Source organism: Chryseobacterium sp. BIGb0232 (assembly GCF_024810195.1).
GTDB lineage: Bacteria > Bacteroidota > Bacteroidia > Flavobacteriales > Weeksellaceae > Chryseobacterium > Chryseobacterium pennae.
Map to the genome: position 1 here is coordinate 420,042 of NZ_JANUEH010000002.1, position 13,599 is coordinate 433,640.

Sequence of the window (13,599 nt, forward strand, 5' to 3'; positions counted from 1 at the left end):
TCTTCGATAAATTGAATACTGCTAATAAGAGTTGTTTTAAATTGCCACGAATGCACGAATAATATTTATGCGTTCGTGGCAATATTTTATTTGATCCCTCTCACTCTCATTGGAAAAGTATACACCGATTTTGAAGCGGTAATGAATAAAATATCGTTATTTTCTCCTCCGAATGTCACATTGGAAGTCCATTTTTCCGGAATGGAAATGTGATAAATTTTCTTTCCTTCACGGTTAAAAACATGTACTCCGTCTCCTGTTAAATAAAGGTTTCCGTGTTTGTCCAATGTCATTCCATCCGAACCCATTTCACAGAAGAGTTTTTTCTCTGATAACTTTCCTTCTCCCAGAATATCATATACATAGGTTTTTCCGGCATCAATGTCTGAAAGGTACAGTTTTCTTAATTTTTCACTTCCTACAATTCCGTTGGGTTGTGTGAAAGTGTCTAATTTATTAATCTTTCCATTCTTATTTCTGTAATAAAGACTTTTATTAGGTAATTCCTGTTTGAAATCTATCCAGTAATCTCTTTCATATAAAGGATCGGTAAAATACATTCCCCCAAAAACATCATTCCAAACATCATTAGGACCATTTAATCTTTTCCCTTCAAAATCTTTAAACAGGACTTCTACTTTTCTATTTTTTGAGATCTTCCACATCTCTCCATTATCATCGGAACAGGTAATCAGGAAACCATCTTTATCAAAATGAGTTCCGTTTGCCCTTCCTGTTTTATCTAAAAATTCAATGATCTGATTCCTTTTCCAGTCCCAGTAATAGATCTTATCATTAGGCTGATCGGTAAAATATACATTTCCTTCTTCATCGGTTGACGGGCCTTCTGTAAAGCTAAACTTATCAGAAACCATTTGTGGTTGTACACCTTCATAAAACATTTTACTACTATTTACTGATTGACAGTTTACTAATGCGAAAACCAAACCAATCAGGCCAACTTTACAGATATTCTTCATACTTCATTTTTAGATATGCAATTTACGATATGCTTTATCGATTTCAAAAATATTTTCATCCTTTGATTTATGATTAATCAAAATCTAAAATGTCCCAATTGTACTATTTTTGAAGTAGATCATATTAGTAGTTGAAGGATATAATCCAGAGCTTTGCAGTAGAGGAATCAATACCGTTTATCTATAGAGATTCAGCTTGGAAAACAGGTATTGGTTCGGATGAAAAATATTACCAAAATACTTTTATAGCATACGATAATGAGCGCAGAGTCCAACAACATCAAATCCCTGGAAATTGAAAATGAAGATTTTAGAAATTCGGTAGGAACAATGGATGAGACCGGAAAAAGAAAATGGATCTTCCCCAGAAAGCCCAAAGGTAAATATACCAATTACAGGAATTATACCAGTTACGCTTTACTTGCCCTTTTCTTTGGATTGCCTTTTCTAAAGATTAATAACAATCCTTTCTTCCTATTTAATGTTATCGACGGGAAATTCTTTATTATTGGACAGCCGTTTTATCTTCAGGACTTTTTTATCCTTGCCCTTGGAGCTGTTACCTCTGTTATCTTTGTTATGCTGTTCACCGTAGTTTTTGGAAGAATATTCTGTGGCTGGCTATGTCCGCAAACTTTATTTATGGAAATGGTTTTCCGTAAAATAGAATACTGGATTGAAGGTGACCGAAACAAACAAATGAAACTCGACAGACAGGAGTGGGATGCCGAAAAGATCAGAAAAAGAATTACAAAATGGTCTGTATTTATTTTGATTTCTATGGTCATCTCTACTTTTATGTTCATGTATATAGTAGGTTATGAACAGGTTTTTCAGATTATGATTGAAGGACCGGCAGAACATCCTTTAAAGTTTGTCACCATGATTTTTTTCACGATGACTTTCTACTTTGTTTTTGCATGGCTCCGTGAGCAGGTATGTACTCTGGTTTGTCCATATGGAAGACTTCAGGGAGTTTTAATTGATAAGCAGACGATCAACGTATATTACGATTTTAAAAGAGGAGAAGGCCGTTCAAAGTGGAGAAATAATGAAGATAGAAAAGCGGCTGGTAAAGGAGATTGTATAGATTGTAATCAATGCGTTGTAGTCTGCCCTACGGGAATTGATATCAGACATGGACAACAATTGGAGTGCGTAAACTGCACAGCATGTATTGATGCCTGCGATGAAGTAATGGATAAAGTAGGCCTGCCAAAAGGATTAATCCGTTATGCCACTGAATCTGAAATTGAAAATCGTGAGAAATTCAAATTCACTTCGAGAATGAAGGCTACTACTGCCATTCTGGCTCTATTAGTCGGGTTCCTTGGCTTTTTAATGTATGACCGTGGATCTATGGAAGCTAAGTTCATTAAGCCAGCAGGCTCTACTTTCTTCATTAAAGACGGTAAAATCACCAATACTTTTATTTATACCCTTCTGAATAAATCGAATGAGAAAAAAACACTCACCATTAAAGTGATAGCCCCTGATAATGCTGAAATTACTTACTTCGGCCCTGAGAAAATTATTCTGAAAGGCGACCAGATCTTAAAAGGAAATATCAATATCTCTTTCCCTGAAGATAAAATCAAATTTTCCAAGCAGAATATGGTTATTGGTGTTTTTGACGAGAAAGGAGAATTGGTAGATTCATTTGATACTACGTTTGAAGGACCATTTCAACTGGCGTTGTAATAGATTAGGAAAACAAGAGGTTCAAATATTTGTGACAGACGTGATAAAAACTAATAACCAGCTTTTAAATATTGAACTTTGAATCTCAAACAAATCAGGCCTTATATTTCCTCATAAACTGAGTAGGGGTCATTCCGGAACTTTTCCGGAAGACTCTTACAAAGTAGGAATATTCTTCATACCCCAGTCTGAAAGCAATATCAACAAGGTTCTCATCAAGGTACATCAACATTCTTTTGGCCTCCAATACTACCCGTTCGGTGATCACTTCTGTAGCTGTTTTCTGTACTACAGCCTGCACAGTTCTGTTCAGGTGCTTTGAAGAAATCCCTAATAACGATGCATAATAGGCAATTGATTTATGCTCCGTAAAATGTTGTTCAATAAGACTTTCAAAATCCTGATAATGCTTAAAATAAGAAAGCCCGGCAGAAGAAGTAAGTGTATCAAAATCCCTTGAAAATAACCGGGTGGAGTTGATAAAAATCTGAGACATTAATGAGAGAATAAGCCCATTTTTCATCAAACTGTCAGACTGATGTTCATTTCCCAATTCCTGAAATAACTGAATATTCTTCGCCAATTCTACTTCATCCAATTGCTGTTTTCTGGGAAATGATACGGATCCGAAAAAAGGAAAATTTCTCAGTTTCTGATTCACATAATGCATTTCATAAAATTCCTGAGAACAAAAGAAGATATAACCATCTATATCTGCTGACAGTTCCCAACTGTGAATCTGTCCTGGTGAGAGAAAAAACAGACTTCCTTCCGACACATCGTACCTCTGGAAATCAATCTCATGAATACCGGTTCCCTTGGTAAAAAGTACAGCAGCATAAAAATCATGCCTGTGAGGCTTTTCTATGTGCTGATGTCCCACAACCAAATGGTTTTTCATGGTATTAAAATAAAAATCTGAAAGATTCTTACCCTGAAAAAGATCAATATGAAGAACAGAAATAGAATTCATCCTATAAAACGGATTAGTAAATGGATGATAAAAATACTATAAATAAAGCCAAGCTACAAATCCGATACAAAAAAGGACCGGCTATTGCCGATCCTCCTTATAATATTTTATAAATAATTATTTTATAACCAGTTTACTGTTGTATACTCCTTTCGAAGAGCTGATGCTGATGACATATACTCCTTTCGGTACATTAACATTCAGTTCTTTGGTATTATTTCCTTCACTTTGATAAGCCGATGAATAGATCAGTCTTCCGCTTGAATCAAATAAAGTAACTTTCACCTCACCTTTTATATTCTGAGATTTAATAAAGAAATTACCATCACTCGGATTAGGGTATACTTTAATACTCTCTGCTAATGGAGAAGAGACTTCTCTGGTGGCAAGAGTCTGAGTTTCCCTTGTACATACTTCGAGTGACCATCCATTGATGGTTCCGGCATTACCTGCATTATTATCTGTTGCAAAAAGCTTCCATTCTCCTTGTGCCGAATGACCTTTAAATATACCCAGAGATTCATTTGATTTAGCATTTCCCTGAACTGGAGAAATACAGTTCACCGCTGCTCCGGAATCACTGAATGAAGCTGTAATTCCCGATTGCCCTGAGCACTGTCTGTTCCAGAAAAGAGCTGATGATCCTACCGGACTTTCAATACCAATAGCCAACTGGCTTACACTTGGATGAACAACAGTTGGAGTCACTTTTATTTTCGTAATAGTCCCATTATTATTAACCATTAAAGGGATTGTTATTCTTGGTGCTGATATACCGCTGCCGCCAGGGCCGTCTGTAACCGCTACAGGTCCTCCACTGTATGTATAGGTATTACAGTTTTCACCAGTTACATTATAATCAATTACAAAACTAGGACTCACTGTATAATAAATATTATCAACCGCCTCAATCAGAATATAGGCATTGGCAGACTTAGAGCCGGATGGTATCACGATTTCTTCACTCCCGTCATTGGGAGTATTGGCCAAAATAACACTAAATGTCTTGCCACCGTCTGTAGATAGTTTAATATTTACATTAGCAGTATTTACCGGTGCAACATTTGTACCGGCAACATCCCAGGTAACATTTACAGATGCTCCTGAGCTTAATGACTGGCCAAATACAGGTGCTGTTACCTGAAAAGGTCCTGACACAGCATTTACTGTTATTGTCATTGCATCTTTCGAGACTTGAGGCTGCAAAGGATTATTATTTCTTACGGTAGCTGCAAAATTAAGGTTTCTGGCTACACTTGATACACTTTCCCAACGGGTTGATAAAACACCTGCCAATACTTTATTAAAATCCGGAAAATATCTTACCAATGAATTTACAGGAGCAAATGATCTGAAAGTAGGTCCTGTTGGTTTTGCGGGGTAAGCTGAAGAAATATCACCCGCACCAATCTGAGCTGCTGCAGCCTGATCGGTTTGTTCCCAAATATATGTATAAGAAGCATTGTTCGCATCGGTAGTAGATGCTTTTAAAACAAATGGTGTTGATTTAGGAATTGTATAATCCAGTCCGGCATTAATATTGGGAGAAGGATCTACAAAAGGAGTATTTGTACCACAAGTAAGGCTGTTTAATTTAGTTCTTATCTGGCTGATACTATTGGTATGATAGTAATCATTGGAATTAAACTGAACATCAGATGCTGTAGTAATTCCGGTATATGCCATTATTGTACTACCGCTTCCAGGCTCTACCTTTTGGTCTGCCTGTGAAGATCTGTATGTATAAGAATGTCCCGCTCCCAGCTGATGCCCCATTTCATGGGCTACATAGTCTATATCAAATGTATCTCCTTCCGGAAAATTGTGGGCAGTCCACCCTGCTCCTTTTGAATTATTATTACAAATAACCCCTACTCCGGCAGATCCGTTACCTCCTTCTTTATCAATCAGATGTCCCATATCATAATCTGAAGCGGGGATTCTTGCTGATATCTGTGCGTGGGCTTCACTGGGACCACCACTTGTATAGGGATCAGACGCTGGATCTAAGAAAATAATACTATCATTATTGGCAATCAGGTTAAAATGAAAAGAAAGATCCTTCTCAAAAACACTGTTAAGCCGGGTAAGGCTAGCATTCATAGCAGCCACAATTACAGCTTTTTTCTCAATATCAGTTGCTGTAGCAGGAGTTCCGGCAGCAGTTAAATGATACTGGGCATATTCTCCTGTACAGGATAATGCCAATCTGAAAATATTAAATCCTGCCGCTTTTTTATTTACAGCATCGTTTTTTTTTTCGGCTGCATTCTTTTCTACATCTTCTATTGTAGAGCATTCAAACGGTTCTTTTTCCTGACCTCTTCTTGCATTGGAATCAAAAACAGCATAAACAGTTCTGTCTTCAGTATAGGGTTCTATAAATTCAGAAATTCCAGAGCGAGTGATCATTGAGGAAAACCCCACCGGAGACAAACTGAATCTTAAATATACGGAAGGATCCTCCAATGCAGTTCCTACATACGATTTAATATCAGGATATTTTGCCTGCAATTCCGGAGCCATATTGGAATACTCCCAAACCTGGAATTTCTCCAATCCTCCTTTAGCCGTTGGAAGAGAGATGACTGTTCCTTTGGGGCTTGAAAAGCGTGCTGGTGTATTTTTAAGACTTTGTCTGAACTGGTCAGCATTGAGTGAATAAAGTCCTGCGAATTCAAGTTTTTCCTGTGATTTCTTAACTTTTTGATTCTTAATTTCGGTTCTTGTCCACTGAGAAAATCCAAAGAAAGGAATCATCAATGCAAAAATGAATAAATGTTGCTTCATATCATTATATTTTTTTGTGTTTCACTAAGTTATAAAAAAAACCATTCATTTTTTTATTTTTTTCACAACATCATGATATTTTATTCCCGGTTAAAAAAACGGGGTTATGACAGGACTTTTCAAGATATATTTGGATGAAACTTTAAAAAATTTTTATCTTTGAAGTTTAGGAGTTGTAAAATGAAAATAAATTTACCTGATAAACTGTATTATTCTATAGGAGAAGTTGCTAAAGCATTCGATGTAAACACTTCATTAATACGCTATTGGGAACAGGAATTCCCTATCATCAAACCTAAAAAGAATAAAAAAGGGAACCGTTACTTCACTCCTGAAGATATCAAGAACCTACAGATGATCTATCATTTGGTTAAAGAAAAAGGATACACACTTGATGGTGCACGAGTGGCTCTCACTACCAACAGTAAAATTTCAGAAACCATTACCATTATTGACCGTCTTGAATTTGTAAAAGCTGAACTTTTAAAACTGAAAGAATCGCTGGGTGAAAATGATTCTGAATAAGAGCTTTTCTGTTGCCGTTTTCTTCAAAATATCTCTTTAAATATTTCTACACCAAAGGATATAAACGTTTAATTTTAAATAAATTACAATTTTTTATATTCTAAAATCAACCATTTTAGTTCTGGCTATTGCAATGCATGGTTTTTATCAATATGTTTATACACATGATGAGAAAAAACTATTACCAAAAACTGGCTTTTATGGTCATTTTACTGACTATTTTATTAGCGTTCCAGAAATACACCAGCAAGGACAAGGGCACTTTTCCTGAAGTAAAATTTATTGCCAACTCTTCTGTTTCAGCCAATCTATCTGATTTTGATCCTAACAGTCTGAATCAGGAACAATGGCAAAAACTCGGATTTTCTGAAAAACAGATCACAACGATTCTTAAATATAAAGATATTGTGGGCGGAACATTTACATCAAAGGAACAGCTGAAAAAATGCTATGCAATTTCCAACGAAAAATTTGAAGAATTAAAAAAGTTTATTCTCCTTCCTGAAACGGCTGAAAAAAATAATTCCAAAAAGTTTAGCAGTTTTGTAAAGAAGGAAGTCATTGTTAACGGGAAATTCAATCCTGATATTGTTTCTGCTCAGGACTGGATCAAAATGGGTTTCAGTGAAAGGCAGGCAGAAGCCATTATAAAGTATAAAAATTATCTGGGCGGAAGTTTCATCAGCAAAGAGAAATTCAGAGAATGTTTTATTATTTCCCCTGAAAATTACAGCAAACTGGAGCCCTATTTACTATTACCTGTGAAAACTCCGGAAAGTTTTAAAGCTGTCGGTACTCGTTATCCGGAAAAGATAAAGGTGCAATATCATACTTTTGACCCTAACAGCCTAGATGTTAACGGATGGAAAAACCTTGGGTTTTCGGAAAAGCAGGCTCAGATTATCATCAATTATCGTGACAGAAACCTTCGGGGCAACTTTAAAAGTCCTGAAGATCTTCAAAAATGTTTTGTCATTTCTCCGGAAAAATTTCAAGAGATTAAATCTTTCATCAGGCTCAGTCCTGAGGCAATAAAGAAAGAAGAAATTAAGCAGGAAAAAACAGATTTTGCGAAAACAGATCTCAATACTATTACCTTCAGACAGCTTATTGAGTTTGGACTTGACGAAAAAAGCTCAGGTTCAATTATTGGCTTCAGAAAAAAGCTGAGAGGTTTTGTCAATAAACAGCAGATTTTAGATACTTATAATATTGATAAAGATTTAGTTCAAAAGTTAATCAATATTGCCCCGTTGGACGTCTCCGGCGTTCCTAAATATACTTTAGCTGATGCCCCTGAAGAATGGCTGAAGGATCATCCTTATTTCAAATATTCTGCGGACAAGATCATCTTCTACAGGATTACCTATCCTGATGATAAGAAGATTTTAAAATTTTTGAAATTAAAACCAGAATATGAAGAAAGGATGAAATTATATTTAAAATAACAAAAATACCATATCGGTTAATGCAAAACTATCCAAAACAGATCTTCTATTTCGGATAGTTTCTAATCTGATATATCAGTTTATACTTTAGTGATGCATATAATTACTCGGCCCATTGGTACCTTCAATGGATTCGGGCAGTATTCCATATTTGGAGCGTAAATTAACTGTACCCAAGGTTTTTCCAGTCTGAATTTCAATGACACTAATGGTGCCGGAATTTAAGTTTGGAATATCCAGCAGATTATTTTGTACGGCTACCACTTCTTTTCCTTTTTTGGTTTTAAAGAAAACCATATGATGCGCTCCTTTATCTGCAGTAAGGGTTTTTAAAAGTTTTAGTTGAGGAAGATTACTGATGTCAAAAACCAGAACTTTTCCGGGATCGGCAAAACTTACATACAGCCTGTTGTTATCATCAATATACATTTCGAGGGTCCAGCCTAAGCCTTGTGTACTTCCGTCAAATATTTTGGTAAAAGCATCATATTTCTTAGTTGCAGCGTTATATGGAGCAATCCAGATATCTCCTCCAAGCATGGTTGTAGCAAGAGCATATTGTGGAAATTGTCCACGAAGCAATAAAACCTCAACAGGACTTGACAAATCAGTTGGTGAGTCTGCAACCTGATAGGTCTCTTTTAACTCATACGTTTTTAAATCTATCAAAGTACAGGTATTTCCAAAACCACTGGTAAGATCCGGATGAATAGTTGAAGTTACCATCATCAGCCCTTTTTCTTCATTAACAGAAATACCATGCGGGTACATAATAAATTTATTGGGATTGTCCTGAATTGGAGCTTTAATGGTTTTGATAAGCTGATTGTTATTAGCATTAAAAACACCTACACTTCCATCTTTCAGCCCTCCTGCTCCTCCCATAAAGGTCATAAAAAACCTTCCGTCATTGGTGAAAAATAAGTTTTCGCCTACCGTATTTTCGCCTGTGTCAATTGGGGTTGCACTCACTAATTTTGGTTGTCCGTTTTTATCTTTTTCAGTTTTCACCTGATAGAGATAGCTTCCTCCTAAAGCTGTTGTATATAATTTGTTTGCATTCTGGTTATAATAAAGATGGTGAGGCAGAACACCGGCACCTAATTCAAGTTTACTGCTGATATTTCCGAAATCGGGAGCTTCCGGATCCAGCTCTATGACCGCTATTCCATCAGATTGTCCTGTCAGACTTCTATAATCGATATAAAAAGCAGTATCATGGGGAAGTTCTGGGTTATGATTATCATTTTGACAATTAGAAAATGGAAGTAAAATGACAAGTAAAAAAACGGGATTAAATTTTAATTTCATGGTTTTCAGGTTTTTAGTATTTTTCATTATAAATATAATACAATTTGACTAAAAAACTAAAAATATTACACTAATATGTGAATATTAATAAAAACAATCCTTTCAAGATCTTTTAAACCAACTTCCTATACAGCAATGGGCATGATAATCCGTATAAAAATCTATGCAAAATAGGATAAAACAGATACTCTGCTTTACTTTTGGTTCAGAAAAACAAATAAAAAAGATGGCAAGAAGAAATTTTCTACCTGCCATCTTTTTTATTTTATACTATACTCTTAATCGATTGTTTTAGTTGAATCTGTTAAAAGAGAATTTAAATTGCTAAGCTCATCATCTGTTAAATCTCTCCATTTTCCTACGGGAAGATCAAGCTTGATATTCATGATGCGGATTCTTTTCAGCTTTTTTACATCATAGCCAAGGTATTCACACATTCTACGGATCTGCCTGTTGAGTCCCTGAGTAAGAATAATTCTGAAATTCATATCATCAATCTTTTCCACCTCACATTTCTTTGTGACTGTGTCCAAAATAGGAACTCCATTTCTCATTTTTTGAAGAAACGTTGGTGTTATCGGTTTATCTACCCGCACCAGATATTCTTTTTCGTGATTATTTCTCGCCCTTAGAATTTTATTTACGATGTCTCCATCACTGGTTAAGAGGATAAGTCCTTCACTGGGTTTATCCAGTCTTCCGATCGGAAAAATCCTTTTAGGATGGTTGATATACTCTATAATATTGTTCTGTTCGCGTTTTGTATCGGTTGTACATACGATTCCTACCGGTTTATTAAAAGCAATATAAACAGGCTTATCCTGTGGCTCTCTGATAGGTTTTCCGTCTACTTCCACCAGATCTTCATCAGAAACTTTGGTTCCCATTTCAGGTACTTTACCATTAATCTTTATTCTGCCTTCCTCCAGCAGCTTATCTGCTGCTCTTCTTGAACAGTATCCTACTTCTGATAAATATTTATTAATACGTGTCTTTTCCATTAGTCTCTACCGTAATTGGTATCATTTTTCATTCACCTTGAAATCTGAAATCATTGTTTAAAAACTGATCTGTAGCGTCTTCAATTTTATAATCTCCGATTTTTGTTCTTCTCAATTGAGTAAGGTAAGCACCTACTCCTAATTCCTGCCCTATATCATGAGCCAAACTTCTTATATAAGTTCCTTTTGAACATCCAACTGTAAAGCTTATCAAAGGAAAATCTATTTTAATATCGTTGAGATAGTGAATCGTTGTCTTTCTGAATTTCATTTCCACTTCTTCTCCTGCTCTTGCCAGATTATAGGCTCTTTCCCCATCAATCTTTATGGCAGAGTATACAGGTGGTTTCTGTTCAATTTCTCCAACAAATTTTTCTAAAACCTCTTTCACCTGATCTTCTGTGATATGCGAAAAATCCTGATGAAGAATTTCCGGCTTTTCAGTATCATAGGATTCAGTTTGTACTCCTATTTTAATTTCTGTCCAGTATTCTTTAGGTGCATCCTGAATTTCAGGGATATTCTTTGTGAATTTCCCGCAACATACGATCAGAAGCCCCGTAGCTCTTGGATCCAGAGTTCCTGCATGTCCGATTTTAAATTTTTTAGGAAGATCAAACTCCCTTTTAAGTTTATATTTCATTTTATTGACAGCCTGAAAGGAAGTCCAGTCCAAAGGTTTGTCTAATAAAAATATGTATCCTGATTTCAGTTCTTCCGCCGTCATGAATGGATATATGAATATTTTTTATTTAAAGAAATAAAAATAGATTAATAAAGCAATTCCAACAAAAATACGGTACCATCCCCAAGGTTTGAAACCATATTTATTAAGCACCCCGATGAATGCTTTGATCGCAATTAATGCTACGATAAATGCCACCACATTTCCGATTACGAAGATCATAATGTGATCCTGTGACGCCATAATCATCTCATATCCTTTCTGTGGATTAGCAGTTTCTTTTCCCCAGGTCTTTACAAAAACCGAATATACAGTTACCGCCAGCATGGTAGGTACTGCAAGGAAAAAAGAGAATTCTGCCGCAGCTTTTCTTGTAAGCCCCTGTGCCATTCCTCCAATAATGGAAGCTGCACTACGGCTGGTTCCCGGCATCATCGCAAGACACTGCCAGAATCCTATGGTTATTGCTTTTTTTATCGTAATTCCTTTTTCATCATCAATGGTAGGGTTTTTAAACCATTGATCAGCAAATAATAAAACAACTCCGCCCAAAACCAATACTGAAGAAATTGCAATCTGATTTCCCAGAATAGCTTCAATTTTATCATCAAATAAATATCCCAAAACCAATGCAGGAACTACGGCAAAGGCCAGTTTAAAGTAAAACTGAATGTTATTCAGATCAAAAAACTTTTTCCAATAGGCGACTACAACTGATAGAATGGCTCCAAACTGAATGGATACCTGAAACATTTTCAAAAATTCATCATCAGGCATTCCCAATAAATTGGCAGTGAATCCCATGTGTGCTGTAGATGAAATAGGAAGATATTCCGTAAGTCCTTCTACAATGGCAATAATAATTGCTTTAATTAAATCCATATTCTTTTACAAAAATTAAAAGATTAAGAGATTGAGAGATTTAAAGCTGGCTTTAAATTTCTTAATCTCTTAATCTCTAAATATAAATTTCTATTTATTTCCTTTTTAAGATCGCGTAGACTTCTATTACAAAACCTATCACAACAAATAGCGGAGCGATTCTGATTCTTCTGATGGAGAAGATATCGTCATTCCATGAGTTAGGATCAAATTTACCGTCTACGGTATTAGCATCAGGTCCCATCATCAAAAGAAATCCTACCACAATAAAAGCTAACCCGATCAACATCCATTTAAAGTTCTGCTGTCCGAAATAGAAAGCATTTTCCTGTGGTACTTCCGCTTCACTTCCGAAGTCTGAAGCAGAAAGTTTATTTGTTTTTTTGCTCATTTTTAAGAGTAATATAAATCGTCAACGTTTGATTTTAAGAATCTCCATGTAGCAAAGATAGTACTTAAGACAGAAATAAAAATTCCTACTCCTAATACTAAAATTACTAACCAGACATACTGATTATTGTCTTGTACAAAAGCCGATCCGATCTGGCTTGTGAAATAATACCAAATACCACCTAAAGCAATAAGACCAATTAGAGAACCAATGGCCCCTAAAATAATCGCTTCAATGATAAAAGGTTTAAGGATAAATCTTCTTTTCGCTCCTACCAGCTGCATGGTTTTAATAATAAACCTCTTGGAGAAAATTTTCAGACGGATAGAGTTATTGATCAACACCACTGCCAATACTAAAAACAGCAACGAAAATCCAAAAATCCATTTTAAGATTCTGCTCAGGTTGTTGTAAACATCCACCATCAAAGTACTGTCGTTCTTCACATCAATGATACCCGGAACCGACTTGATCACCTTGATAGCTTCATCAATTTTCGCAGGATCTACATATTCAGGTTTTAAAGCAATTTCGATAGACGACGGGAAGATATTTTCTTCAAACAATGCGTCACTATCAATTCCCATACTCTTTTTGGCTTCTGTGGCAGCCATGCTTCTGGAAATATAGGTTGCTTTTTTTACAGGAGCTAACGTCTGTACCTTTTTAAAAGTTTCTTCCTCTAGTTTTGCAATTTTCACAGAGTCTTTAGCATCATAGTTTTCATCAAAGTAAGCGTTCACTACCAACTGCTCTTTGATATAGTCAGAATACTTCTGGGCATTAATTAAAATAAGCCCCATTAATCCTAACAAAAATAACACTAAGGCAATACTTATCACTACTGTAATATTGCTGGACCGAAGCCTTTTCTTATTAAACTCATCTACAGATTTAGCCATTAATATTAAA

Annotated in this window: 12 protein-coding genes; 3 read left to right on the forward strand and 9 right to left on the reverse strand. The window is 35.7% G+C overall.

Annotation, left to right across the window (positions count from 1 at the left end):
* Positions 1 to 86: 86 nt before the first annotated feature.
* A complete protein-coding gene (locus M2372_RS08020) occupies positions 87 to 980 on the reverse strand; it encodes an SMP-30/gluconolactonase/LRE family protein (RefSeq protein WP_123319830.1) in 894 nt (297 codons plus the stop codon).
* 258 nt (positions 981 to 1,238) lie between these two features.
* On the opposite strand from M2372_RS08020, the gene ccoG reads away from it, so the two are divergent.
* Complete coding sequence (gene ccoG / locus M2372_RS08025; protein WP_115973465.1) at positions 1,239 to 2,681, forward strand: cytochrome c oxidase accessory protein CcoG; 1,443 nt, start codon at positions 1,239 to 1,241, stop codon at positions 2,679 to 2,681.
* 94 nt (positions 2,682 to 2,775) lie between these two features.
* Here ccoG and M2372_RS08030 read toward each other — a convergent pair whose 3' ends face one another.
* Both M2372_RS08030 and M2372_RS08035 read right to left on the reverse strand, forming a co-directional pair.
* Positions 2,776 to 3,654, reverse strand: a complete 879-nt coding sequence (locus tag M2372_RS08030) for an AraC family transcriptional regulator (RefSeq protein WP_115973466.1) — start codon at positions 3,652 to 3,654, stop codon at positions 2,776 to 2,778.
* Between the two features lie 117 nt (positions 3,655 to 3,771).
* Positions 3,772 to 6,444 carry a reprolysin-like metallopeptidase gene (locus tag M2372_RS08035; protein WP_123319831.1) on the reverse strand — a complete coding sequence of 891 codons (2,673 nt, stop codon included), beginning with the start codon at positions 6,442 to 6,444 and terminating at the stop codon, positions 3,772 to 3,774.
* A 180-nt stretch (positions 6,445 to 6,624) separates the two neighbouring features.
* Between M2372_RS08035 and M2372_RS08040 the strand changes: the two genes are divergently transcribed.
* On the forward strand, positions 6,625 to 6,969 hold the full coding sequence (locus M2372_RS08040) for a MerR family transcriptional regulator (protein ID WP_115973468.1): 345 nt from the start codon (positions 6,625 to 6,627) through the stop codon (positions 6,967 to 6,969).
* A gap of 164 nt (positions 6,970 to 7,133) precedes the next feature.
* A complete protein-coding gene (locus M2372_RS08045; protein ID WP_123319832.1) occupies positions 7,134 to 8,417 on the forward strand; it encodes a helix-hairpin-helix domain-containing protein in 1,284 nt (427 codons plus the stop codon).
* An 87-nt stretch (positions 8,418 to 8,504) separates the two neighbouring features.
* On the opposite strand, the gene M2372_RS08050 is transcribed toward M2372_RS08045, so the two are convergent.
* The 6 genes from M2372_RS08050 to M2372_RS08075 all read right to left on the reverse strand — a co-directional run bounded on the left by M2372_RS08050 (position 8,505) and on the right by M2372_RS08075 (position 13,589).
* On the reverse strand, positions 8,505 to 9,728 hold the full coding sequence (locus M2372_RS08050) for a YncE family protein (RefSeq protein WP_123947433.1): 1,224 nt from the start codon (positions 9,726 to 9,728) through the stop codon (positions 8,505 to 8,507).
* 278 nt (positions 9,729 to 10,006) lie between these two features.
* Complete coding sequence (gene rluF, locus M2372_RS08055) at positions 10,007 to 10,729, reverse strand: 23S rRNA pseudouridine(2604) synthase RluF (RefSeq protein WP_115973471.1); 723 nt, start codon at positions 10,727 to 10,729, stop codon at positions 10,007 to 10,009.
* Between the two features lie 28 nt (positions 10,730 to 10,757).
* A complete protein-coding gene (gene truB / locus M2372_RS08060) occupies positions 10,758 to 11,456 on the reverse strand; it encodes a tRNA pseudouridine(55) synthase TruB (RefSeq protein WP_123319834.1) in 699 nt (232 codons plus the stop codon).
* 21 nt (positions 11,457 to 11,477) lie between these two features.
* Positions 11,478 to 12,296 (reverse strand): undecaprenyl-diphosphate phosphatase, encoded by an 819-nt coding sequence (locus M2372_RS08065; protein WP_123319835.1) that lies wholly within the window; start codon positions 12,294 to 12,296, stop codon positions 11,478 to 11,480.
* Between the two features lie 94 nt (positions 12,297 to 12,390).
* On the reverse strand, positions 12,391 to 12,687 hold the full coding sequence (locus M2372_RS08070; protein WP_115973474.1) for a DUF3098 domain-containing protein: 297 nt from the start codon (positions 12,685 to 12,687) through the stop codon (positions 12,391 to 12,393).
* A 2-nt stretch (positions 12,688 to 12,689) separates the two neighbouring features.
* Positions 12,690 to 13,589 (reverse strand): ABC transporter permease, encoded by a 900-nt coding sequence (locus M2372_RS08075; protein ID WP_115973475.1) that lies wholly within the window; start codon positions 13,587 to 13,589, stop codon positions 12,690 to 12,692.
* Positions 13,590 to 13,599: the final 10 nt, after the last annotated feature.